The organism is Trabulsiella odontotermitis (assembly GCF_001297775.1).
Taxonomy (GTDB): domain Bacteria; phylum Pseudomonadota; class Gammaproteobacteria; order Enterobacterales; family Enterobacteriaceae; genus Trabulsiella; species Trabulsiella odontotermitis.
The window spans coordinates 171,635-193,975 of record NZ_LIFX01000010.1; the positions used below are offsets into that span (position 1 = coordinate 171,635).

Sequence of the window (22,341 nt, forward strand, 5' to 3'; positions counted from 1 at the left end):
AGTGTTTGCAGAAAAGTATTCTGACTTTAGCGGAGCAGTAACAGAATGACAAAGTTTGCGTTAGTGGGTGATGTTGGCGGTACCAATGCGCGTCTGGCTCTGTGCGATATGGCCAGTGGTGAGATTTCGCGGGCTAAAACCTATTCCGGGCTGGATTACCCCAGCCTTGAGGCGGTCGTCCGTGTGTATCTGAAAGAGCACGATGTGGATGTCGAAGATGGCTGTATCGCCATTGCCTGCCCCATCACCAGCGACTGGGTGGCGATGACCAACCATACCTGGGCTTTTTCTATCGCAGAAATGAAAAAAAATCTGGGTTTCTCTCACCTTGAAATCATCAACGATTTCACGGCGGTATCGATGGCCATCCCGATGCTGAAAAAAGAGAATCTGATCCAGTTCGGCGGCGCAGAACCGGTTGACGGAAAACCTGTCGTGGTGTTTGGCGCAGGAACCGGGCTGGGCGTTTCGCATCTGGTGCATGTCGATAAACGCTGGGTCAGTCTGCCGGGCGAAGGCGGTCATGTGGATTTTGCGCCGAACAGCGAAGAAGAGGGAATTATCCTTGAACAGCTGCGCGCAGAGCTCGGCCACGTTTCCGCTGAGCGGGTACTTTCCGGGCCGGGGCTGGTCAATCTCTACCGGGCGATTGTGAAATCAGACGGGCGTCTGCCGGAAAACCTGCAACCGAAAGATGTCACCGAGCGGGCGCTGGAAGACAGCTGCATCGATTGTCGTCGCGCGCTGTCACTGTTCTGCGTGATTATGGGGCGGTTCGGCGGCAACCTGGCGTTGACAATGGGCACCTTTGGCGGCGTGTACATCGCGGGCGGGATTGTGCCGCGCTTCCTGGAGTTCTTCAAAGCCTCGGGTTTTCGCGGCGCGTTTGAAGACAAAGGGCGCTTTAAGTCCTACGTGGAGGACATCCCGGTTTATCTGATCGTCCATGAAAACCCGGGCCTTCTCGGTTCCGGCGCCCATCTGCGCCAGATCCTCGGGCAGTACCTCTGAGTTTTATGCCCGGCAGACGCACGCCTGCCGGGTTTCTCACAGATGCATCAGTTGGCGAAACGCTTTCACTTTGCTGCGGCTGACCGGCACCTGAAAATCAAGATCCCGCAGACGCAGAATATAGGTGTTGTTAAACCACGGTTCGATTTCGCGGATCTTATTCAGGTTCACGCAATACGAGCGGTGGCAGCGGAAAAAGTGTGACGGCGGCAGTTTGCCGCAAAATTCAGTGATATTCATCGGCATCACGAAGGATTCGCGCTTGGTATAGACAAACGTCATTTTCTCGTGCGCTTCAGCGTAATAAATATCGTTGATGCTGGTGACGATAATCTTCTCGTCTTTGATCAGATTGATGGTGTCGTTTTCTCGCGTCACGCCAGGGTTACTGGCGCCAGACTGCTGCTGCCAGGCATTTTCCAGCTTTTGCAGCATATTGATGATCCGCGATTCCTGATACGGTTTCAGAATGTAGTCGAATGCTTCCAGTTCAAAAGCTTCCACCGCATGCTCTTTCCACGCGGTAATAAACACGATAAACGGCTTATGGGCAAACTGGCTGATGTTTTGCGCCAGCAGCACGCCATCCAGCGAAGGGATGTTGATATCGAGGAAAATGGCATCCACTTTGTTGTGCTGGAGAAACTTCAGCACGTCCAGCCCGTCGTCGAACGTGCCGATAATCTCCATCTGGCTGTGTTCTTTGATAAGCCAGGTCAGTTCCTGCTGCGCCAGGAATTCATCTTCAACAATAATGACCTTCATAGGAACTCCGGATCAGGGTAACAACGGGGCCGGTATCGCGACAGGCGAACGCTGATTCGGCACATAAAACGCAATCTCGGTTCCCGGCTCAAGGCGACGAATGTGCAGCCCTTCGCCATACAGCAGCTTCACGCGATGATGCACATTCAGCAGACCGATTTTATTGCCCGGCATTTCGTTGGCTTCCACCCGTTCCACCACGCCCGGGTCAATGCCGTTGCCGGTGTCGCGAACGCTGATACGTACCCGATGCCCACACTCTGTCACGCTAATCGTCACCACGCCTTTGCCTTTGCAGGGCTGAATGCCATGAACGATGGCGTTTTCCACCAGCGGCTGGATCAGCAGGCTCGGGATTACGCAACTGACTTCATCATCGATGTCATAAATCACCGTCAGTTTGTCACCAAAACGCGCCTGTTCTATCGCGATATAATCTTTTATCTGATAAAGCTCTTTCTTAATATCGATCTGTTCATCGTCTTTTAATTCAATGTTATAGCGCAAATAACGCGATAAATTGAAAATCAACTGCCGGGCGGTATCCGGGTTCAGGCGAATCGACGACGAGATGGCGTTGAGCGCGTTAAACAGAAAATGGGGATTTATCTTGCTTTGCAGGGCGCGCAGCTCTGCCTTATTTGCCATTTCGCGTAACTGTTCGGCGCGGGAGACCTCCAGTTGCGTGGAGATAATCTGCGACAGGCCGATCGCCATTTCCTGCAATGACGAGGTGATCTGATGCGCGTGACAGTAATAGATTTTCAGTGTGCCGGTAACGATGCCTTTCTCCCATAGCGGGATCACCAGCATGGAATGTATTTCCGGAGTGCGATGCGCTTCATCATTGTTTTTAATGATGATTTTCCCGCTGCCGATTGCCTGGCGGGTCGTCGGGCTGACGATATCATCGCTGTCGCGGTAGTTGTTTTCCCCGACGCCGACATAGGCCAGCACATGTTCAGTGTTAGTAATGGCGACGGCATCGGCGTTGATATCGCGACGAATAATATCGCAAACCTGACGCAGCGATTCGCTGTTCACATGGCGAAACAACGGCAGCGTTTTGTTGGCGATATCCAGCGCCAGCTTGGCCTGACGCGCGGCGCTGGCCTCTTTTTCCCCTTCCACGCTCTGCACCAGCAGAACGATAAACCCGATGCAGACGCTGCCGAGGATCATCGGAAACCCAATTTTTGAGACGATATCAATGCCCAGCGCGGTAGTGGGCGCCCACACCACCACCAGGATCATGGTTAACGATTCACACAGCATGCCGCCCAGGATCCCCGCCTTCCAGCGTTGCGCTTTCGCGACGCGGCGGTGGATCCAGCCCGACAGCACGCCCGCAATAATACTGGTGATAAAGCAGGGCACCGCCGTCACGCCGCCGATGTCGATAAGATAACGGTGCGTGCCGGCAATCAGGCCGGTGATCACCCCCACCCACGGGCCGAACAGGATGCCACCAGACATCACCGCAATAATACGCACATTGACCAGCGAGCCTTCCACCGGCACGCCGGACCAGGTACTGAACAGGGCGAACAGCGAGAAAAGGGCGGTAACGGCCAGTAGCTCTTTCGGCGTGTGAGCGGATTTGTGCAGCAGTTCGCGGAACAGGCGGAGGCGGATCAGAAAGAACAGACAAATCAGCATCAATGCTGCCCGATCAAAGACCGCGAGCAGCATGGTGAATATCTCGTGCATGGAGGTGCCATTGATAACGCAGGGAAGGGGTATGATAGAAAACCTGGTGCGGAATGACCAGCTATCCCGCACCGGACGTATAAACCGGAAAAACCATAAATTTAAAAGGGGATTGTTGGTGATTTTCCGTTATGCAGGGAAAACGTGGCAATCGCGAAAAATCAAAGTAAAAATTCTGATGTTCTTGTGTTAATTAAAAATATCATTTTGCCGATTTGCGGAACATCATCACGCTTTCACTGGCTGAATAAGTTCCTCTTTTGCAGCACAGCAATTATTTTTTGTTCACCCTCTCGACAGCAGGAAATTTTTCAGCGTATTTTCTAAAGACGCCACACACGTGGCAGCGTCGCTCGGACGGTCCGGGCGCTAACGTTACTCCGAGGAATCTATGGCTGACTTCAGTCCTGAACGTCGTTTTACGCGTATCGATCGTCTTCCCCCGTATGTGTTTAATATTACTTCCGAGCTGAAAATGGCTGCGCGTCGGCGCGGCGAAGATATTATCGATTTCAGCATGGGCAACCCTGATGGCCCGACACCGCCGCATATCGTTGAGAAACTCTGCACCGTGGCGCAGCGCCCGGACACGCACGGCTACTCAACGTCCAGAGGCATTCCCCGTCTGCGTCGGGCGATTTCCCGCTGGTATCAGGATCGCTATCACGTTGATATTGATCCCGAGACTGAAGCGATTGTTACCATCGGCTCGAAAGAGGGGCTGGCGCATCTGATGCTGGCGACGCTCGATCACGGCGATACGGTGCTGGTGCCGAATCCCAGTTATCCGATCCACATTTACGGTGCGGTAATTGCGGGTGCGCAGGTGCGCTCGGTGCCGCTGGTGGAAGGCGTCGACTTTTTTAACGAGCTGGAGCGGGCGATCCGCGAAAGCTACCCGAAACCGAAGATGATGATCCTCGGCTTCCCGTCAAACCCGACGGCGCAGTGCGTTGAGCTCGACTTCTTTGAGAAAGTCGTCGCGCTGGCGAAACGCTATGACGTGCTGGTGGTTCATGATCTGGCCTACGCTGACATCGTTTACGATGGCTGGAAAGCGCCGTCGATCATGCAGGTGCCGGGTGCGCGTGATGTCGCTGTGGAGTTCTTCACGCTGTCGAAAAGCTACAATATGGCGGGCTGGCGCATCGGTTTCATGGTCGGCAACCCGGTGCTGGTTAATGCGCTGGCGCGCATCAAGAGCTACCACGATTACGGCACCTTTACGCCGCTGCAGGTGGCGGCCATTGCCGCGCTGGAAGGTGATCAACAGTGCGTTCGCGACATTGCCGCGCAGTATAAGCGTCGCCGCGATGTGCTGTTGAAAGGGCTGCATGAGGCGGGCTGGATGGTCGACATGCCGAAAGCGTCGATGTACGTATGGGCAAAAATCCCGGAACCGTACGCAGGAATGGGGTCGCTGGAATTTGCCAAAAAACTGCTCAAAGACGCCAAAGTCTGCGTTTCACCCGGCATCGGGTTTGGTGACTACGGCGATACGCACGTCCGCTTCGCGCTCATTGAAAACCGCGATCGTATTCGCCAGGCGGTGAGAGGCATTAAGGCGATGTTCCGCGCCGATGGCCTGTTGCCGGTAACGGCAAAAACGTCAGCTGAAGAGGCGTCGTAAAAACGCAAACAGGAGCCAGATGGCTCCTGTTTTTTTTGCATTATGCTCAGTTTTAGATCATCAGGGCAAAGGTACCGGCCCAAACGATGACCATAAAAGAAATGCCCATAAAGAAATATTTCACGTCTCACCACTCCGCGTCGTACTGATACGCTCAAATGACTGATTATAGAGAGCTGACACCGGCCCGAAACAGAATTAGGAATACTCTGTTTTCGCTGCGGCACCACCTCAGAATTCTGTGCGATCTCGCTCCAGACGGCGCTAATGTACGCCTAAAAATCAGGGGTAGCAAGAGGGATTTTTTTATTTATTTTTAGCAACTTACAACTGTCGTGATTCGGCGACAGATTAATTTCGTACGGTAATATATTGCATTCGAGCGACGCTTCGAACCGGCCAAAAAAACGACCGAATTACCTGTTGATTTTGTGGGTATTTCGGCCTGCCTCTGTCAGATTTTCTCAATCCACTCTTGCGGGTAACGTGCGGGAATGAAACGCAGCGTTAACAACATCAGCCCGGCCACGCAGACGGCGTGAAACGTCCAGTCCATAAGGTAATTGCCGCTGATGCTGCGCAGCACGCCGGAGAGATACGGTGAAATCCCGGCAATGATAAAACCGATGCCCTGCATAAAGGCGACCAGCCGTCCGGCAATCACCGGGTGAGGGGAGTGGTCGAGCGCCAGTACCAGGCAGAGTGGAAACGCGCCGCCGAGACCGACGCCGCAGGTCACCGCCCAAAAAATGGACATCTGCAGTGGGGCCGCGATAAACCCGCAGAAGCCGATCATTTGCAGACTCAGGGCCAACAGCAGCAGCTTACGGCGATCCTGATGGCGCGCGAGCATCGGCAGGATCAGCGCCCCTGCGGTTTGCCCGACGGTCATCAACGCCAGCAGCGTTCCGCTGAATTGGGCGCTGACGCCAAGCTGAATGTAATACGGCGGCAGCCAGGCGATCAGGCTCGCATAGCCGCCGTTGATCACGCCGAAATAGAGCCCCAGCGTCCACGCGCGGGGATGGAGGGTGATGCGGACGCGGGTGGAAGAGATCTTTTGTTCACCCTGCGCCAGCGATTTGCTTTGCGGCCACCAGCCAATCAACGCAATCATCGCAGGTAACGCCCACCAGGCCAACGATCGATGCCAGACCTCGCTGTGCGCGGCGATCCACGGCGTCAGCGCGGCACCGAGGCCGCCACCGCCCATCAGTGCGGCGGACCACAGCCCCATCACCTGCGGCATACGGCGCTGAAAAAGACGTTTGATGACCGTCGGCATAACGACCTGAATGATGCCAATGCCGATCCCGCCGAGCAGCGCACTGCTCAGCAGCAGTACGCTTTGCGGCGCCAGTTCGCGCATTGCTGCGCCCGCGGCCACCATCAGTAAACTCAACGCCACGCTGTTACGTTCGCTGAAATGCGTGTTGATCCAGCTTCCCGCCAGCGCCAGCCCGCCCATCGCCACCACCGGCAACGCGGTGAGCAGGGCGGCAACGGTAAAACTCATGCCGCTGGCGGCACGCAACTGCGGCAGCAGCGGCCCGACGGAGGTCAACAGTGGTCGCATATTGAGACCAATCAGCACCAGAACCAGCAGCATCAGGCCGAAACGTTGTGTTTTATTCATGACTGTTTTTGTGCCCACCGCGCGTACAGCGCAATACCGTTTGCCTGAGGAAGGTGATGAACTGGCAGCGATTGCTGCTCAGTGGGGCGCTGTAACTGTTGATAAATGGCGGCAGTGGAGAGTCTGAAACGTTCACCATCGTTGTTGCTGTTGGCAAAGTACACTTCCCGCACGCCCGTGAGATACATCGCGCTCAGGCACATCGGGCAGGGTTGTCCGCTGGCATACACGGTACATTCACGCAGTGCCGCGCTGCCTGATCGGGCGGATACCGCCCGTATTCCGTTCAGCTCCGCATGGCCGGTGGGATCGTCGTTAAGATGCAGTGTATTCACGGCTTCCGCCACCACTTCACCATTGCGCACAATCACCGCGCCAAACGGGCGTCCACCCTGCTCAACATTGTGTTCTGCCAGCGTCAGCGCCTGTTGCAGATAGTCATCATGAGAAGGCATCGTTTACTCCTGTCAGAAGGGTTTGGTTGGCAGATATTTGCCATCAAGCGTAATCACCGCACGCTCGCCGCCGTCCGGGTCGGCCACTTTTTTCACATCCAGTTTGAAATTGATGGCGCTGATAATACCGTCGCCAAATTTCTCATGAACCAGCGCTTTCAGCGTCGTGCCGTAAACCTGCAGCATTTCGTAGAAGCGGTACATCGTGGGGTCGGTGGGCACGCGATCATCAATGCTGCCGCGCAGCGGGATGGTCTGTAACAGCAGGACGGCATCGCTGTCCAGCTCAAGCTTCTCACCCACCAGGCGTGCAGCGTCTGCCGGCAAAGCATGCTGGCCCAGCAGTGCGGCGGTAACAAAGGCTTCGGCTAAACCGGTGCCGTCAGCGAGTTGAGCAAACGTCAGATCTTTTTTCGCTTTAATGAGCAGGATCTGGTCAGCCAGTGCCAGACGAATGTCGCGATTAATTTGTGACTGAATCATGGAAAACCTCTGATGATGTATGGAATAAAAGGGTTATGCCGCAGACGCCGGGCGATAAGGCATGGCGCGTGTCGCCGGGTTTTCTGCCAGCGACACGAACTGGCGGGTTACGCCGTCATAGGCCGCAATTTCGCCGCTCTCAATGTCATACACCCAACCATGCAGGGCGATGCGTCCTTCTTCGAGCGCCAGACGTACCGACGGATGGGTCTGAATATTGGCCAGTTGGGCAATGACGTTTTCGCGCACCATTGAGGCGGTTTTGTCATGCAGGCTCTGATGTTCCCGCGCTTCGTTAACCACCCGGGCGGAGTCGGCGTAGCGCAGCCAGTGACCGACAGCGGGCATGTTGTCGAGGCAGTGGCAACCGGCAATCGCGGTCATGGCGCCGCAGTCGGAATGGCCACAAATCACAATGTCTGAGACCCGCAGCGCGGCAACGGCGTACTCCACCGAGGCAGTGACACCGCCGGGTTCCGGGCCGTACGAGGGGACGATATTCCCGGCATTGCGGATCACAAACAGATCGCCAGGTTCGCGCTGCGTCACCAGTTCGGGTACCAGGCGGCTGTCCGAGCAGGAGATAAATAACGCGCGTGGGTTTTGCTGTGTGGCAAGGCGTTTGAATAAATCAGCACGTTCAGGAAATGCGTCACGCTGAAATTTCAGAAAGCCGTCAATAATCTCTTTCACGATAAGTCCTCTGTCTCGCTGTGCGATGACCAGAAGGCTACGCGGATCGTTTCATAAGGTAAAAGACTCATTTATGATAGAGTCCATTGTAAAAACTTATAGGTAAGGCCATGCTGTTCCGACATATCCACTACTTTCTCGCTGTCGCCGAACATCAGGGTTTTACCCGCGCGGCGGCGGCATTGCATGTCTCGCAACCGGCGCTGTCACAGCAGATCAAACAACTGGAGTCGTTGCTGGGCGTCCTGTTGTTCGATCGCTCCGGGCGCAACACCCGGCTGACCGATGCGGGTGAGGTGTATTTGCGCTATGCGCGAAACGCGCTGCAGGCGCTGGAGGAGGGGAAACGCGCGATCCACGATGTCGAAGATTTAAGCCGGGGTTCGTTGCGGGTCGCCGTCACGCCGACCTTCACGGCGTATTTCATCGGGCCGTTGATTGCCGCGTTTTATGCGCGTTATCCCCATGTGACGTTACAACTGCAGGAGATGTCCCAGGACAACATTGAATCGCTGCTGGTCAATGATGAACTGGATGTCGGGATCGCGTTTGATGACGTGCACTCGCCGGATATCGACGCCCGGACGCTGCTCACCGAAACACTTGCCCTGGTGGTGGCGCGTCACCATCCGCTGGCGCAGCAAAAGTCTGTCGGGCTGAGTGTGCTCAATGACGAAAAGCTGATCCTGCTGAGCGCGGAATTTGCCACGCGCGAACAGATTGACCGTTACTGTCGTCAGATGGGGTTGCGTCCGCAAGTGGTGATGGAAGCCAATTCGATCAACGCGGTGTTAACGCTGATTCGCCGCACGCCGCTGTCGACGTTATTACCGGCTGCAATTGCGCAACAGAATGATGACCTGACGGCGGTTTCGCTGACGCCGCCACTGCTGGAAAGAACCGCAGTGCTGATGCAACGTAAGGGAGCCTGGCAGACGGCTGCCGCACGCGCGTTTGTGGCGATGGCGCTGGAGGAAGCGGACAGAATCGCGTTTCCTCCAGCGCGCTGATAAGGCGTGATTAATACTTCAGCGTGGAAAGGGCGTCTTTACCGGCCTGAGTGTATTTATCTTTGATGTCTTCCGTCGCGTTAAAGGTCGAGATCATCATTTTCCCGTCCATGGAAGAAATCTGCATCACGTTGTAGATCTTCGCGTCAACACCCGGCGTCGTCATTTCCAGACGGGACATTTTTTTACCGTCAATGGTTATGTCAGTGACTACTGGTGAGAACGTGCTCATCTGGGCTTTCAGCGCGGTCATCACCTGTGGGATCTGTGCTTCCGTCACGCGGTTTTCGGTCACCGCGAATGCGAGCGTCACTTTGCCGCCTTCGCTTTCCACGTACCAGGCTTCCTGCGGACGCTGACCCGGGTTGGTGTATTTCTTGTCCATCAGATCTTTAGGCATCTTCACGAAGCCTTCCGGCAGCACTATAGAGGCTTTGCCGTCGAGGATTTTGGTGGCGTTATCGCTGTCTGCGGTGTCGGCGCTATCACACGCGGAGAGAAACAGCGCAGAGCTGACCAGCAGTGCGCTAAACATGGCATTAATTTTCATGGGTTAACTTCCTGTAATGTGAGTAAGTCCATTGTCAGAACCACGAACCGTGGCTGCAAAAGGATGTTCACTTTATCAGCCATATTGCAAGAATTTATCTTAAATTTTTGCACCAGTCCGCCTTCCGACCTGCGGGTAAATCCGCCCGCCTCGCGCGATTTCACCTGCCGCCTGTAACAAATCGTAACTCTTTTTGATCCCGCCACGGCTTTTACCTCCATCGGGGTATGCTCCTGTCCCCCTTACTCACATAACGTACGCAATAGAGGAGTACGTAATAAATATAAGGGTTTTTGATAGTTCCCTGAGCCTTGCAAGGAAGTCGTCATGGTTGATGTCACGCGTCGCGGCATGCTAACCGGATCCTGGCGTAATGCCGTCCCGGCCATCCGTCCACCCTGGAGTGGCGGAGAAGCGAATTTTCTCTCGCGTTGTACGCGCTGTGACCGCTGTGTGGAGCACTGCGAAACCGGCGTGCTGCACCGTGGTTCCGGGGGATACCCCACCATCGATTTTCCGCGCGGCGAATGCACGTTTTGTTATGCCTGCGCGAAGGCCTGTCCCGAATCTCTTTTTTTACCGCGCCACACCAGGGCCTGGGAACTCACGATCACCATCGGAGAACGCTGCCTGGCGCAACAGTCCATCGACTGCCGCCACTGTCAGGATAGCTGTGAAGCATCGGCGATTGCCTTTCGTCCCGGAAGGAGAGGCATCTGGCAACCGGAATTAAATCAGGAAATGTGCAGTGGTTGTGGCGCCTGCGTCACCCGTTGCCCGGTCAATGCAATAACGGCGGAGTATAGCCATGGAAACGCTCTGGCAGGTTTGTAGCCTCGTGGTTCAGGCAAAGAATCAGCAGGTCCCTGAGATCAGCAACACGCTGAACGGGCTACCTGGTTGTGAAGTCGCAGTTTTTGATGTCGCAAGCGGCAATCTGGTGGTGGTCGTTGAAGCGACGGAGAGCCAGATGCTGTTAGACACTATCGAGTCGGTACGCAACACAGAAGGCGTGCTGGCGGTTTCGCTGGTATATCACCAGCAGGATGAGCAAGGTGAGGAAGCACCATGAAACTCAGTCGTCGTAGCTTTATGAAAGCTAACGCCGTTGCGGCCGCTGCGGCGGCTGCCGGTCTCAGCGTCCCCGGTGTTGCACGCGCCGTGGTGGGGCAGCAGGAAGCCATTAAATGGGACAAGGCGCCATGCCGCTTTTGTGGTACCGGATGTGGCGTGCTGGTCGGTACGCAAAATGGCCGTATCGTTGCCTGTCAGGGCGATCCCGATGCCCCGGTTAACCGCGGCCTGAACTGCATCAAGGGCTATTTCCTGCCCAAAATCATGTACGGCAAAGACCGTCTTACTCAGCCGCTGCTGCGTATGACCGACGGTAAATTCAACAAAGAAGGCGAGTTCACCCCGATCAGTTGGGAACAGGCCTTCGACATCATGGAAGAGAAGTTTAAAACCGCGCTGAAGGACAAAGGCCCAGAATCGATCGGCATGTTTGGTTCCGGTCAGTGGACCATCTGGGAAGGGTACGCGGCGGCGAAACTGTTCAAAGCCGGTTTCCGCTCCAACAACCTCGATCCTAACGCCCGTCACTGCATGGCGTCTGCGGTTGTAGGCTTTATGCGGACCTTTGGCATGGACGAACCGATGGGCTGTTACGATGATATCGAACATGCCGACGCGTTTGTGCTCTGGGGATCGAACATGGCGGAGATGCACCCGATCCTGTGGTCGCGCATCACCAACCGCCGCCTGGCCGATCCCAACGTGACCGTGGCTGTACTTTCTACCTTCCAGCACCGCAGTTTTGAGCTGGCGGACAACGGCATGGTCTTCACGCCGCAAAGCGATCTGGTGATCCTCAACTACATCGCCAACTATCTGATTCAGAACAATGCGGTTAACCAGGATTTCCTCGACAAGCATGTCACCCTGCGTAAAGGAACGACGGATATCGGCTACGGTCTGCGTCCGAACCATCCGCTGGAGCAGAAAGCGAAAAACCCTGGCGCTGATACCTCTGAGCCGATGACCTTTGAAGAGTACAAAGCGTTTGTGGCGGAGTACACCCTCGAAAAAACCACGCAGATGTCTGGCGTGCCTGCCGATCAACTGGAAAAACTGGCGCAGCTCTATGCTGACCCGAAGAAAAAGGTCATCTCTTACTGGACGATGGGGTTCAACCAGCATACGCGCGGCGTCTGGGCCAACAACCTCGTTTACAACCTGCACCTGCTGACTGGCAAAATCTCTCAGCCAGGTTGTGGACCGTTCTCACTGACCGGCCAGCCTTCCGCCTGCGGTACGGCGCGTGAAGTCGGGACCTTCGCCCACCGTCTGCCGGCAGACATGGTGGTGACGAACGAGAAACACCGTGAAATCACCGAGAAGCAATGGAACATTCCGGCAGGGACGATCCCGCCGAAAATCGGGCTGCACGCCGTGGCGCAGGATCGCGCGCTGAAAGACGGCAAGCTGAACGTTTACTGGACCATGTGCACCAACAATATGCAGGCCGGTCCGAACATCAACCAGGAGCGTATGCCAGGCTGGCGTGATCCGCGTAACTTTGTGATCGTATCCGATCCGTACCCGACGGTGAGTGCGCTGGCGGCGGATCTGATCCTGCCAACGGCCATGTGGGTGGAAAAAGAGGGCGCTTACGGTAACGCCGAGCGCCGTACCCAGTTCTGGCGTCAGCAGATCAAAGCGCCGGGCGAAGCAAAATCCGACCTGTGGCAGCTTGTTCAGTTTGCTCGTCGTTTCAAAACCGAAGAGGTGTGGAGCGAAGAGTTGCTGGCGAAGAAACCTGAACTGCGTGGCAAAACGCTGTTTGACGTGCTGTTTGCGAACGCCGAAACCACCAAATTCCCGCTTACTGAGCTGGCGGAAGGGCAGCTTAACGACGAGTCCCATGACGTCGGTTTTTATCTGCAAAAAGGGCTGTTCGAAGAGTATGCCGCTTTCGGTCGCGGTCATGCTCATGACCTTGCGCCGTTCGATGATTACCACAAAGCGCGCGGTCTGCGCTGGCCGGTCATCAACGGGAAAGAGACGTTGTGGCGCTACAGCGAGGGCAACGACCCGTACGTGAAAGCGGGTGAGAGTTACAGGTTCTATGGCAAGCCGGATGGCAAAGCGACGATTTTCGCGCTGCCGTATGAGCCGCCTGCAGAAGCCCCGGACAGCGAATACGATCTGTGGCTGTCAACCGGGCGTGTGCTGGAGCACTGGCACACCGGCAGTATGACTCGCCGTGTTGAGGAACTGCACCGTGCGTTCCCGGAAGGCGTGGTGTTTATGCACCCGCAGGATGCGAAATCACGCAATCTGCGTCGTGGCGACAAGGTGAAAGTCATCTCCCGCCGTGGCGAAGTGGTTTCCATCGTCGAAACGCGCGGACGTAACCGTACGCCGCAGGGGCTGGTGTATATGGCGTTCTTTGATGCCGCACAACTGACTAACGCACTGACGCTGGATGCGACAGATCCGATTTCGAAAGAAACGGATTACAAGAAGTGCGCCGTTAAACTGGCAAAGGTGTAACGCATCATGTCCCGGGTCGTGAAGTCGCAAGGTCGTCGCCGCTTTCTGCGTGACATGGTTCGCGCAGCGGGTGGGCTGACCGTCGTTGGCGTCGCGCTGGGTTTGCAACAGCAGACCGCGCGCGCCAGCGGCGTGCGGCTGCGCCCACCAGGCGCACTGGCGGAAAATGCCTTCGCCAGCGCCTGTATCCGTTGCGGTCAGTGCGTCCAGGCCTGTCCGTACGACACGCTGAAGCTGGCAACACTGGCGTCAGGGTTGTCGGCGGGAACGCCGTATTTCGTCGCCCGCGATATCCCCTGCGAAATGTGCGAAGACGTTCCCTGTGCAGTGGTCTGCCCGAGTGGCGCGCTGGACAGCGAAATCGCTTCTATTGACGATGCCCGGATGGGGTTGGCCGTCCTGCTCGATCAGGAGAACTGCCTGAACTATCAGGGACTGCGCTGCGATGTCTGCTATCGCGTCTGCCCGTCTATCGATAAGGCGATTACGCTCGAACTGGATCGCAATATGCGCACCGGTAAACACGCCCGCTTTATACCGACCGTCCACAGCGATGCCTGTACTGGCTGCGGTAAATGCGAGAAAGCCTGTGTGCTGGAACAGCCGGCAATACGCGTGCTACCGCTGTCGCTGGCCAAAGGGGAACTGGGGCACCACTACCGTTTCGGTTGGCTGGAGGGAAGCGATGGCAAACCGTAAATGCGACGCTGGCCGCGAAGCGCTGGCGAAAAAGGGATGGTGGCGCAGTTACAAATGGCTGGTGTTGCGCCGCGTGAGTCAACTGCTGATCCTCGGCATGTTCCTGAGCGGACCGTGGTTCGGCGTCTGGATCCTGCGCGGAAACTACAGCGGCAGTCTGTTGCTCGATACCGTGCCGCTCACCGATCCGCTGATGGTGCTGCAAAGCCTCGCCAGCGGTCATCTGCCTGCCGTGCTGGGGCTGACCGGCGCCGTTATCGTCGTGCTGTTTTATGCCATCACAGCGAAACGGCTGTTTTGCAGCTGGGTCTGCCCGGTGAATCCGATTACCGATCTCGCCAGCTGGTTGCGTCGCCGGTTCGATATCAGCCAGTCTGCCACCATTCCCCGTTATCTGCGTTATTTGCTGCTGGTGATGGTGCTGGCAGGCGCGGCGATCACCGGCACGCTCATCTGGGAGTGGATAAACCCGGTGTCGTTGACGGGGCGTAGCCTGGTGTCCGGGTTTTGCAGTGGCGCGTTTCTGCTGCTGGCGTTGTTCCTGTTTGATTTGCTGGTGGTAGAGCACGGCTGGTGTGGGCATCTGTGCCCGCTGGGGGCGCTGTATGGCGCGGTCAGCAGTAAAAGCGTGCTCACGGTGTCAGCGAAGGGGCGTGAGACATGTTCGCGCTGTATGGATTGTTTTCACGTTTGCCCGGAGCCGCAGGTGTTACGTGCTCCGGTTCTGGATGAGCAAAGTCCGGTGCAGATAACGGGCCGCGATTGCATGACCTGCGGCCGCTGTGTGGATGTCTGCCCTGAGGATGTATTCACAATAACTACACGATGGAGTTCGGGAGCGAAATCATGAAAAACCATGTCCTGATAAAGGCGTTAAGTCAAGGGATGGCGGCGCTGGCGCTGGTAGTAAGCGGAATGGTTTGGGCGGCGAATGGCGTGGATTTCAGCCAGTCGCCTGAAGTGTCGGGAACGCAGGAAGGGGCGATCCACATGCCGAAAGAGCAGGAGCGGATGGCGCTGAACTACGTCAACCAGCCGCCGATGATCCCGCACAGTGTGGATGGCTACCAGGTCACCACTAACACCAACCGCTGCTTACAGTGTCACGGTGTGGAGAGTTACCGCACCACCGGTTCGCCGCGCATCAGCCCGACCCATTTCATGGACAGCGACGGTAAAGTGCTGGCTGAAGTGTCGGCGAGCCGGTATTTCTGCCTGCAATGCCACGTGCCGCAGACCAATGCCGCGCCGATTGTCGAAAATACATTTACCCCGTCGAAAGGGTTCGGGAAGTAAGAGGCTGCTATGGAAACATCGAACCGTAAACCGGGAATTATTCGACGCCTCTGGCAATGGTGGCGGCGACCGAGCCGTCTGGCGCTGGGAACGCTGTTGCTGACAGGGTTTATCGCCGGGATCATTTTCTGGGGGGGATTCAACACTGGCATGGAAATGTCCAACCGTGAGGAGTTCTGCATCAGTTGCCACGAAATGCGTAATACCGTTTACCAGGAATATATGGAAACGGTGCATTACAACAACCGTAGCGGCGTGCGTGCAACCTGTCCGGATTGCCACGTTCCTCACGAATGGGCGCCGAAAATGTTGCGCAAGATCCAGGCAAGCAAAGAACTTTACGGAAAAGTGATGGGCCTGATTGACACGCCACAGAAGTTTGAAGACCATCGCCTCACGATGGCGCAGAACGAATGGCGTCGAATGAAAAACAACAACTCACAAGAGTGTCGGAACTGTCACAACTTCGAATTCATGGATCTGACGATGCAGAAAGGCGTGGCGGCGAAGATGCACGATCAGGCAGTGAAGGACGGGCAAACCTGTATCGATTGCCACAAAGGCATTGCTCACAAATTGCCGGACATGCGTGAAGTAGAGAATGGATTTTAACCCATGCTTGAAGTGGTAAAGTTGTACTGCGAACGAGACGACCGGGTGCTGTTCAGCGACCTGTCGTTTGAGGTCAACGCAGGTGAGTGGGTGCAAATCACCGGCGGTAATGGCGCGGGCAAAACAACCTTGCTGCGCCTGCTGACCGGGCTATCGCGTCCCGATGACGGCGAGGTGCTCTGGCAGGGCACGCCAGTCTCCCGGCAACGGGATGTGTTCCACCAACAACTTTTATGGATAGGTCATCAGCCGGGTATCAAAGCCCGGCTGACCGCGCTTGAGAATTTACGTTTTTTCCACCACGACAGCACGCTGCAGGCCTGTTTTTCCGCCCTGGCGCAGGCCGGGCTGGCCGGTTTTGAAGATATTCCCGTTAATCAACTTTCCGCCGGTCAGCAGCGCCGCGTCGCGTTGTCACGCCTGTGGCTGAGCCGCGCACCGCTGTGGATCCTCGATGAGCCGTTTACCGCCATTGACGTCGACGGCGTTGAACATCTGACCGCGCAGATGAGCGCCCACACGGAGCAGGGCGGCATGGTGATCCTCACGACCCACCAGCCGCTTCACGTCGGCGACGATAAACTGCGCCGCGTCTCCCTGACCGGAGGTGCGGCATGATGTGGCAAATTTTCCGACTTGAGCTACGGGTAGCGTTTCGTCACAGTGCGGACATCGCAAATCCGTTATGGTTCTTCTTAATCGTTATCACGCTGTTTCCGTTGGGTATCGGGCCTGAACCGCAACTGCTGGTGCGCATTACCCCGGGCGTTATCTGGGTCGCGGCGCTACTCGCCTCGTTGCTGGCGCTGGAACGTCTGTTTCGCGATGACCTGCAGGACGGCAGCCTTGAACAACTGATGTTATTACCGCTGCCGTTACCGGCGGTGGTGCTGGCCAAAGTGCTGGCGCATTGGGTGGTGACCGGGTTGCCGCTGATCATCCTCTCTCCGCTGGCGGCCTTGCTGATGGGCATGGATGTTCACACCTGGCAGGTGATGGCGCTGACGTTGCTGCTGGGAACGCCGACGCTCGGCTTCCTCGGTGCGCCAGGCGTTGGGCTGACGGTCGGCATCAAGCGGGGTGGCGTATTGCTCAGTGTGCTGGTGTTGCCATTAACCATCCCACTGCTGATTTTTGCGACAGCGGCGATTGACGCCGCGACAATGCATCTGCCGGTTGACGGCTATCTGGCAATACTTGGTGCGCTGCTGGCAGGCAGTGCAACGTTAAGTCCCTTTGTGACTGCAGCAGCACTACGCATCAGCATGCAGTAACTGGATGCGAAAGGATCGGTGACAACTATGTGGAAACAACTTCATCAACTGGCGATACCGCCCCGGCTCTATCGGCTCTGCAGTCGGCTTATCCCCTGGTTCGCGATGGCCAGCCTGCTGGTTCTGCTGACAGGCTGGATCTGGGGATTCGGTTTCGCGCCCTCGGATTATCAGCAGGGACAAAGTTACCGCATTATTTATCTGCACGTCCCGGCGGCTATCTGGTCGATGGGCATTTACGCCTCCATGGCGATCGCAGCGTTTATCGGTCTGGTGTGGCAAATGAAAATGGCCAACCTTGCCGTCGCGGCGATGGCCCCGGTTGGTGCCGTGTTCACCTTTATCGCGCTGGTCACCGGCTCCACCTGGGGTAAACCCATGTGGGGCACCTGGTGGGTATGGGACGCCCGCCTGACCTCTGAGCTGGTGTTATTGTTTCTCTACGTCGGCGCCATCGCGCTGTGGTATGCCTTTGAAGATCGCAAAATTGCCGGGCGCGCGGTCGGGATCCTGGTGCTGATTGGCGTCGTCAATCTGCCGATTATTCACTACTCCGTGGAGTGGTGGAACACGCTGCATCAGGGTTCCACCCGCTTGCAGCAAAGTATTTCCCCGTTGATGCGCACGCCGCTGCGCTGGTCAATCGTGGGTTTCCTGCTTCTTTTCGTCACCCTTACCCTGATGCGAATGCGTACCCTGATTTTGCTACAGGAGCGCCGTCGCCCGTGGGTCAGCGAGCTTATCGCTAAGCGAGGTCGCCTGTGAACAGCGCATTTGCATCCTGGTCTGATTTTTTTGCCATGGGCGGTTACGGCTTTTACGTCTGGCTGGCCGTCTGTTTTACCGTTTTTCCCCTGCTGGCGCTCTGTTTCCATAGCTGGGCGCAGCATCGCGCCATTCTGCGTGGATTGCAGAAACAGCAGGAAAGGGAAGCGCGCATGCGTGCCGCGAAGATGCAGAAGGAGCTTGCATGAATATTCGTCGTAAAAACCGTCTGTGGTTAGCGCTCGCCGTGCTGGCGGGGTTAGCCCTGACGGCAACGCTGGTGCTTTACGCCCTGCGTTCGAATATCGACCTGTTCTACACGCCGGGCGAAATCGTCTACGGCAAGCGCGAGACGCATCAGTTGCCGGAAGTGGGGCAGCGCCTGCGCGTCGGCGGCATGGTGCTGCCGGGCAGCGTGAAGCGTGATCCGGGCTCGCTGAAAGTCACCTTTACGGTTTATGACGCGGAAGCGGAAATCAACGTCAGCTACGAAGGCATTCTGCCGGATCTGTTCCGTGAAGGGCAGGGCGTTGTGGTGCAGGGTGAACTGCAAAAAGGCGACAGCGTGGTGGCGAAAGAGGTGCTGGCGAAGCATGACGAAAACTACACACCGCCAGAAGTGGAAAAAGCGATGCAGGACAACCATCGCCGTCCTGCCAGTTTCTACAAGGAAAACGCCTCATGATGCCTGAAGTCGGCAATGCGTTGCTGTGTCTGGCGCTCGGCCTGGCGCTTTTGCTCTCCGGCTATCCACTGTTGGGTGTGGCAAGAGGCGACACGCGCCTGATGGCGATGGCGCGTCCGCTCGCCTGGCTGTTGTTTATTGTGGTCTGTGGCGCCTTTGCCATTCTGATCCACGCCTTTGTGGTCAATGATTTCACCGTCCTGTATGTCGCCAGCAACTCCAACACGCAACTGCCGGTCTGGTATCGCGTCGCGGCGACCTGGGGCGCGCATGAAGGCTCGCTGTTGCTGTGGGTGCTGCTGATGAGCGGCTGGACGTTCGCTGTCGCCATCTTCAGCCGCGCGATCCCGCTCGATATCGTCGCGCGGGTGCTGGCGGTGATGGGCATGGTGAGTGTCGGCTTTCTGGTCTTTATCCTGTTCACCTCCAACCCGTTTAATCGCACTCTGCCGGAATTCCCGATAGAGGGGCGTGATCTCAACCCGCTGTTGCAGGATCCGGGGCTGATTTTCCATCCGCCGTTGCTGTATATGGGCTATGTCGGGTTCTCGGTGGCGTTTGCTTTTGCCATTGCCTCGCTGTTGAGCGGTCGTCTCGACAGCGTTTACGCACGCTTTTCTCGCCCCTGGACACTGGCGGCGTGGATATTTCTGACGCTGGGCATCGTGCTGGGCTCCGCCTGGGCGTATTACGAGCTGGGCTGGGGCGGCTGGTGGTTCTGGGACCCGGTCGAAAACGCCTCGTTTATGCCGTGGCTGGTGGGCACCGCGTTGATGCACTCGCTGGCGGTTACGGAACAGCGCGCCAGCTTTAAAGCCTGGACGCTGCTGCTGGCGATCACCGCGTTTTCGCTCTGTCTGCTCGGCACTTTCCTGGTGCGTTCCGGGGTGCTGGTCTCCGTTCACGCGTTTGCCTCCGATCCGGCGCGCGGCATGTTCATTCTGGCCTTTATGGTGCTGGTGATCGGCGGTTCCTTATTGCTGTTCGCGGTCAGAGGCCATCGCGTGCGGTCACGGGTGAATAACGCGCTGTGGTCCCGCGAGTCTATGCTGCTGGCCAATAACGTCCTGCTGGTAGCCGCGATGCTGGTGGTGTTGCTGGGTACGTTGCTGCCGCTGGTGCACAAGCAACTGGGGCTCGGCAGTATCTCTGTCGGCGAGCCGTTCTTTAATACGTTATTCAGCGCGCTGATGGCGCCGTTTGCGCTGCTGCTGGGCATCGGGCCGCTGATCCGCTGGGGACGCGATCGCCCCGGCCGATACAAAAAACTGTTCCTGCTGGCGCTGGTGTCGACGCTGGCGCTGTCATTGCTGCTGCCGTTGCTGTTACAGGATCACATCATAGCGATGACGGTGGCCGGTCTGGCGATGGCTGGCTGGGTGCTGGTGCTGGTTTTCGCGGAAGTCGTCCTGCGCCTGAAGAAGGGCAACAAACTGACCGCCAGCTATTGCGGCATGGTGCTCGGGCATATCGGACTGGCGGTGACTGTGGTCGGTATCGCGTTCAGCCAGAATTACAGCGTGGAACGTGACGTGCGCATGAAAGCAGGTGATTCGGTCGATATTCACAACTACCGCTTTATTTTCCGTCAGGTGGAAGAGCGTACCGGCCCGAACTGGCGCGGCGGCGCGGGGATCATCGACGTCACTCGTAACGGCAAGCCTGAAGCGACGCTGCATGCCGAAAAACGCTTTTATAACACCAGCAGCATGATGATGACGGAAGCCGCGATTGATGGCGGTGTGACGCGTGATCTGTACGCTGCGCTGGGTGAAGAACTGGATAACGGCGCGTGGGCGGTTCGCCTCTATTACAAACCGTTCATCCGCTGGATCTGGGCGGGCGGTATTCTGATGTCGTTAGGTGGCCTGTGCTGTCTGTTCGACCCGCGTTATCGCAGGAGGCCACATGAAGCGTAATGTTCTGCTGATCCCTTTTTTCATTTTCCTGGCGATTGCCGCAGCGCTGTTGTGGCAGCTGGCGCGCAATGCCGAGGGCGATACCCCCACTAATCTCGAATCCGCGCTGATTGGCAAACCGGTACCGGCGTTTCGTCTTGAATCGCTGGACGAGCCGGGGAAAGTGTATGACGCGGCAGTGCTGACGCAGGGCAAACCGGTGCTGCTGAACGTCTGGGCGACCTGGTGCCCGACCTGCCGTGCGGAACATCAGTTCCTCAACCAGCTTGCCGCGCAGGGCGTGCGCGTGGTGGGCATGAACTATAAAGATGACCGGGCGAAAGCGATGACCTGGCTGAAAGATCTGGGCAATCCGTATGCGTTAAGCCTGTTTGATGGTGACGGCATGCTGGGGCTGGATCTCGGCGTCTATGGCGCGCCTGAAACCTTTCTGATTGATGGCAAAGGGATTATTCGCTATCGCCACGCCGGTGATATGAATATGAACGTCTGGGAGCAGGAAGTGAAACCGCTGTGGGATCGCTACAGCCAGGAGGCGAAATCATGAGAGCGTTACTGTTCAGCCTGCTGATGCTGTTTTCCGTAGTCTCCTTTGCCGCGACTGACGTGATGACGTTTCGCGATGAAGCGCAGGAGCAACAGTTCCGGCAACTGACCGCCGAGCTGCGTTGCCCGAAATGCCAGAACAACAGCATTGCTGACTCCAATTCCATGATCTCCGTTGACATGCGTCAGAAGGTGTATGAACTGATGCAGGAAGGGAAGAGCAAGCAGGAAGTGATCGATTACATGGTGGCGCGCTACGGCAATTTCGTCACCTATGATCCACCGCTCACGCCGCTGACGGTGCTGCTGTGGTTGATCCCCGCTGTTGCGGTGCTGGCGGGCGGTTGGGTGATTTTTGCCCGTACGCGACACCGGGTACTGAAAGCGAAAGACGATATCGTGCCACAACCGTCCGCTGCGGCGCCGCTGAATTTGTGGCTGCTGGTGCCGGGCGTGGTGGTGGCGCTGGGGCTCAGTGGCTGGGCTTACTACCAGGTTGGCGGCTATGAGAAAGTGCGCATCTGGCATCTGGCGACAGCGCAGACCGATGAACTGATGGATCGCGTGCTTGATCAAAAAGCGAAACCGCTCAATGTCGAGGAGATGTCGCGTCTGGCGCTGGGGCTGCGTACGCAATTACAGGACAAACCCAATAACGTTGATGGCTGGATGATGCTGGGACGTATCGGGATGGTACTGGATAATGCCAGCACGGCGACAGATGCGTGGGGGCGCGCTTATGCGCTCGCGCCCACCAACAGCGAAGTGGCTGTGGGCTACGCCCAGGTGCTGATCCGCTCGCCGGACAGCAATGACAACCGCCGCGGCGGCGAGTTGCTTCGCGCGCTGGTGAAAACCAATCATGCGGATGTACGGGTGCTCAGCCTGTATGCCTTTAATGCGTTTGAAGAACAGCGTTACGATGAAGCGATTTCGTCATGGCAACTGATGCTGAAGCTGTTACCTGCTGGCGATCAGCGCCGCGCCATCATTGAACGCAGCATCGCACAGGCACTGCAACAACGGGGAGGCAGCTAAACGCGTGCC

26 protein-coding genes are annotated in these 22,341 nt (G+C 56.9%); 18 read left to right on the top strand and 8 right to left on the bottom strand.

Annotated features, from left to right (window positions below):
• Positions 1–45: 45 nt before the first annotated feature.
• Complete coding sequence (glk, locus tag AOY23_RS14620) at positions 46–1,011, top strand: glucokinase (RefSeq protein ID WP_054179495.1); 966 nt, start codon at positions 46–48, stop codon at positions 1,009–1,011.
• Between the two features lie 36 nt (positions 1,012–1,047).
• Here the strand turns inward: glk and AOY23_RS14625 are convergent, their stop codons facing one another.
• Together AOY23_RS14625 and AOY23_RS14630 are read right to left on the bottom strand one after the other, a co-directional pair.
• Positions 1,048–1,776: a LytR/AlgR family response regulator transcription factor gene (locus AOY23_RS14625; protein ID WP_054179496.1), complete on the bottom strand. Its 729-nt coding sequence runs from the start codon at positions 1,774–1,776 to the stop codon at positions 1,048–1,050.
• 12 nt (positions 1,777–1,788) lie between these two features.
• Positions 1,789–3,486: a sensor histidine kinase gene (locus tag AOY23_RS14630; RefSeq protein WP_054179497.1), complete on the bottom strand. Its 1,698-nt coding sequence runs from the start codon at positions 3,484–3,486 to the stop codon at positions 1,789–1,791.
• 391 nt (positions 3,487–3,877) lie between these two features.
• Between AOY23_RS14630 and alaC the strand changes: the two genes are divergently transcribed.
• The gene (alaC, locus tag AOY23_RS14635) at positions 3,878–5,116 is read left to right on the top strand and encodes an alanine transaminase (protein ID WP_054179498.1); all 1,239 of its coding nucleotides are present in this window, start codon (positions 3,878–3,880) and stop codon (positions 5,114–5,116) included.
• A gap of 52 nt (positions 5,117–5,168) precedes the next feature.
• On the opposite strand, the gene ypdK is transcribed toward alaC, so the two are convergent.
• The 5 genes from ypdK to AOY23_RS14655 form a co-directional block, all read right to left on the bottom strand.
• Positions 5,169–5,240 carry a membrane protein YpdK gene (gene ypdK / locus AOY23_RS22625; RefSeq protein WP_010723117.1) on the bottom strand — a complete coding sequence of 24 codons (72 nt, stop codon included), beginning with the start codon at positions 5,238–5,240 and terminating at the stop codon, positions 5,169–5,171.
• Positions 5,241–5,570: 330 nt separating this feature from the next.
• Entirely contained in the window at positions 5,571–6,752 is a 1,182-nt protein-coding gene (locus tag AOY23_RS14640) for a cyanate transporter (RefSeq protein WP_054179499.1), read from the bottom strand.
• Positions 6,749–7,207: a nucleoside deaminase gene (locus AOY23_RS14645; RefSeq protein ID WP_054179500.1), complete on the bottom strand. Its 459-nt coding sequence runs from the start codon at positions 7,205–7,207 to the stop codon at positions 6,749–6,751. The genes AOY23_RS14640 and AOY23_RS14645 overlap by 4 nt, the downstream gene beginning before the upstream one ends.
• 12 nt (positions 7,208–7,219) lie before the next feature.
• Complete coding sequence (gene cynS / locus AOY23_RS14650) at positions 7,220–7,690, bottom strand: cyanase (RefSeq protein ID WP_054179501.1); 471 nt, start codon at positions 7,688–7,690, stop codon at positions 7,220–7,222.
• Positions 7,691–7,723: 33 nt separating this feature from the next.
• Entirely contained in the window at positions 7,724–8,383 is a 660-nt protein-coding gene (locus AOY23_RS14655) for a carbonic anhydrase (RefSeq protein ID WP_054179502.1), read from the bottom strand.
• 110 nt (positions 8,384–8,493) lie between these two features.
• Here AOY23_RS14655 and cynR point away from each other — a divergent pair, with 110 nt between their 5' ends.
• The gene (cynR, locus tag AOY23_RS14660) at positions 8,494–9,393 is read left to right on the top strand and encodes a transcriptional regulator CynR (protein WP_054179503.1); all 900 of its coding nucleotides are present in this window, start codon (positions 8,494–8,496) and stop codon (positions 9,391–9,393) included.
• Positions 9,394–9,403: 10 nt separating this feature from the next.
• Here the strand turns inward: cynR and AOY23_RS14665 are convergent, their stop codons facing one another.
• The gene (locus tag AOY23_RS14665; RefSeq protein ID WP_054179504.1) at positions 9,404–9,943 is read right to left on the bottom strand and encodes a hypothetical protein; all 540 of its coding nucleotides are present in this window, start codon (positions 9,941–9,943) and stop codon (positions 9,404–9,406) included.
• Between the two features lie 327 nt (positions 9,944–10,270).
• Between AOY23_RS14665 and napF the strand changes: the two genes are divergently transcribed.
• Genes napF through AOY23_RS14740 form a run of 15 tightly spaced genes read left to right on the top strand, consistent with a single transcriptional unit; the run spans position 10,271 to position 22,332 of the window.
• Complete coding sequence (gene napF, locus AOY23_RS21865; protein ID WP_072171009.1) at positions 10,271–10,777, top strand: ferredoxin-type protein NapF; 507 nt, start codon at positions 10,271–10,273, stop codon at positions 10,775–10,777.
• The gene (gene napD / locus AOY23_RS14675) at positions 10,752–11,015 is read left to right on the top strand and encodes a chaperone NapD (RefSeq protein WP_038156834.1); all 264 of its coding nucleotides are present in this window, start codon (positions 10,752–10,754) and stop codon (positions 11,013–11,015) included. The genes napF and napD overlap by 26 nt, the downstream gene beginning before the upstream one ends.
• Positions 11,012–13,498: a nitrate reductase catalytic subunit NapA gene (gene napA, locus AOY23_RS14680; protein WP_054179506.1), complete on the top strand. Its 2,487-nt coding sequence runs from the start codon at positions 11,012–11,014 to the stop codon at positions 13,496–13,498. The genes napD and napA overlap by 4 nt, the downstream gene beginning before the upstream one ends.
• Before the next feature lie 6 nt (positions 13,499–13,504).
• Complete coding sequence (napG, locus tag AOY23_RS14685) at positions 13,505–14,197, top strand: ferredoxin-type protein NapG (protein WP_054179507.1); 693 nt, start codon at positions 13,505–13,507, stop codon at positions 14,195–14,197.
• Complete coding sequence (gene napH, locus AOY23_RS14690; RefSeq protein ID WP_054179508.1) at positions 14,184–15,047, top strand: quinol dehydrogenase ferredoxin subunit NapH; 864 nt, start codon at positions 14,184–14,186, stop codon at positions 15,045–15,047. Before napG ends, napH begins: the two co-directional genes overlap by 14 nt.
• Positions 15,044–15,493, top strand: coding sequence for a nitrate reductase cytochrome c-type subunit (gene napB / locus AOY23_RS14695; protein WP_054179509.1), 450 nt, complete (start codon positions 15,044–15,046; stop codon positions 15,491–15,493). Before napH ends, napB begins: the two co-directional genes overlap by 4 nt.
• A gap of 9 nt (positions 15,494–15,502) precedes the next feature.
• On the top strand, positions 15,503–16,105 hold the full coding sequence (napC, locus tag AOY23_RS14700) for a cytochrome c-type protein NapC (RefSeq protein ID WP_038156818.1): 603 nt from the start codon (positions 15,503–15,505) through the stop codon (positions 16,103–16,105).
• A 3-nt stretch (positions 16,106–16,108) separates the two neighbouring features.
• Positions 16,109–16,723 carry a cytochrome c biogenesis heme-transporting ATPase CcmA gene (gene ccmA / locus AOY23_RS14705; protein WP_054179510.1) on the top strand — a complete coding sequence of 205 codons (615 nt, stop codon included), beginning with the start codon at positions 16,109–16,111 and terminating at the stop codon, positions 16,721–16,723.
• Positions 16,720–17,379, top strand: a complete 660-nt coding sequence (ccmB, locus tag AOY23_RS14710) for a heme exporter protein CcmB (protein ID WP_038156813.1) — start codon at positions 16,720–16,722, stop codon at positions 17,377–17,379. The genes ccmA and ccmB overlap by 4 nt, the downstream gene beginning before the upstream one ends.
• A 27-nt stretch (positions 17,380–17,406) precedes the next feature.
• Positions 17,407–18,144, top strand: a complete 738-nt coding sequence (locus AOY23_RS14715) for a heme ABC transporter permease (RefSeq protein WP_054179511.1) — start codon at positions 17,407–17,409, stop codon at positions 18,142–18,144.
• Positions 18,141–18,353 carry a heme exporter protein CcmD gene (ccmD, locus tag AOY23_RS14720; RefSeq protein ID WP_152958562.1) on the top strand — a complete coding sequence of 71 codons (213 nt, stop codon included), beginning with the start codon at positions 18,141–18,143 and terminating at the stop codon, positions 18,351–18,353. The genes AOY23_RS14715 and ccmD overlap by 4 nt, the downstream gene beginning before the upstream one ends.
• On the top strand, positions 18,350–18,829 hold the full coding sequence (gene ccmE, locus AOY23_RS14725) for a cytochrome c maturation protein CcmE (RefSeq protein ID WP_054179512.1): 480 nt from the start codon (positions 18,350–18,352) through the stop codon (positions 18,827–18,829). Before ccmD ends, ccmE begins: the two co-directional genes overlap by 4 nt.
• Positions 18,826–20,748: a heme lyase CcmF/NrfE family subunit gene (locus AOY23_RS14730; RefSeq protein WP_054179513.1), complete on the top strand. Its 1,923-nt coding sequence runs from the start codon at positions 18,826–18,828 to the stop codon at positions 20,746–20,748. Before ccmE ends, AOY23_RS14730 begins: the two co-directional genes overlap by 4 nt.
• A complete protein-coding gene (gene dsbE / locus AOY23_RS14735) occupies positions 20,738–21,295 on the top strand; it encodes a thiol:disulfide interchange protein DsbE (protein ID WP_054179514.1) in 558 nt (185 codons plus the stop codon). The genes AOY23_RS14730 and dsbE overlap by 11 nt, the downstream gene beginning before the upstream one ends.
• On the top strand, positions 21,292–22,332 hold the full coding sequence (locus AOY23_RS14740; protein ID WP_054179515.1) for a cytochrome c-type biogenesis protein CcmH: 1,041 nt from the start codon (positions 21,292–21,294) through the stop codon (positions 22,330–22,332). Before dsbE ends, AOY23_RS14740 begins: the two co-directional genes overlap by 4 nt.
• Positions 22,333–22,341 lie beyond the last annotated feature (9 nt).

Coding starts and splice junctions, on each gene's coding strand:
- glk (WP_054179495.1), top strand. CDS start 46: ATGACAAAGTTTGCGTTAGTGGGTGATGTTGGCGGTACCAATGCGCGT.
- AOY23_RS14625 (WP_054179496.1), bottom strand. CDS start 1,776: ATGAAGGTCATTATTGTTGAAGATGAATTCCTGGCGCAGCAGGAACTG.
- AOY23_RS14630 (WP_054179497.1), bottom strand. CDS start 3,486: ATGCACGAGATATTCACCATGCTGCTCGCGGTCTTTGATCGGGCAGCA.
- alaC (WP_054179498.1), top strand. CDS start 3,878: ATGGCTGACTTCAGTCCTGAACGTCGTTTTACGCGTATCGATCGTCTT.
- AOY23_RS14640 (WP_054179499.1), bottom strand. CDS start 6,752: ATGAATAAAACACAACGTTTCGGCCTGATGCTGCTGGTTCTGGTGCTG.
- AOY23_RS14645 (WP_054179500.1), bottom strand. CDS start 7,207: ATGCCTTCTCATGATGACTATCTGCAACAGGCGCTGACGCTGGCAGAA.
- cynS (WP_054179501.1), bottom strand. CDS start 7,690: ATGATTCAGTCACAAATTAATCGCGACATTCGTCTGGCACTGGCTGAC.
- cynR (WP_054179503.1), top strand. CDS start 8,494: ATGCTGTTCCGACATATCCACTACTTTCTCGCTGTCGCCGAACATCAG.
- AOY23_RS14665 (WP_054179504.1), bottom strand. CDS start 9,943: ATGAAAATTAATGCCATGTTTAGCGCACTGCTGGTCAGCTCTGCGCTG.
- napF (WP_072171009.1), top strand. CDS start 10,271: ATGGTTGATGTCACGCGTCGCGGCATGCTAACCGGATCCTGGCGTAAT.
- napD (WP_038156834.1), top strand. CDS start 10,752: ATGGAAACGCTCTGGCAGGTTTGTAGCCTCGTGGTTCAGGCAAAGAAT.
- napA (WP_054179506.1), top strand. CDS start 11,012: ATGAAACTCAGTCGTCGTAGCTTTATGAAAGCTAACGCCGTTGCGGCC.
- napG (WP_054179507.1), top strand. CDS start 13,505: ATGTCCCGGGTCGTGAAGTCGCAAGGTCGTCGCCGCTTTCTGCGTGAC.
- napH (WP_054179508.1), top strand. CDS start 14,184: ATGGCAAACCGTAAATGCGACGCTGGCCGCGAAGCGCTGGCGAAAAAG.
- napB (WP_054179509.1), top strand. CDS start 15,044: ATGAAAAACCATGTCCTGATAAAGGCGTTAAGTCAAGGGATGGCGGCG.
- napC (WP_038156818.1), top strand. CDS start 15,503: ATGGAAACATCGAACCGTAAACCGGGAATTATTCGACGCCTCTGGCAA.
- ccmA (WP_054179510.1), top strand. CDS start 16,109: ATGCTTGAAGTGGTAAAGTTGTACTGCGAACGAGACGACCGGGTGCTG.
- ccmB (WP_038156813.1), top strand. CDS start 16,720: ATGATGTGGCAAATTTTCCGACTTGAGCTACGGGTAGCGTTTCGTCAC.
- AOY23_RS14715 (WP_054179511.1), top strand. CDS start 17,407: ATGTGGAAACAACTTCATCAACTGGCGATACCGCCCCGGCTCTATCGG.
- ccmE (WP_054179512.1), top strand. CDS start 18,350: ATGAATATTCGTCGTAAAAACCGTCTGTGGTTAGCGCTCGCCGTGCTG.
- AOY23_RS14730 (WP_054179513.1), top strand. CDS start 18,826: ATGATGCCTGAAGTCGGCAATGCGTTGCTGTGTCTGGCGCTCGGCCTG.
- dsbE (WP_054179514.1), top strand. CDS start 20,738: ATGAAGCGTAATGTTCTGCTGATCCCTTTTTTCATTTTCCTGGCGATT.
- AOY23_RS14740 (WP_054179515.1), top strand. CDS start 21,292: ATGAGAGCGTTACTGTTCAGCCTGCTGATGCTGTTTTCCGTAGTCTCC.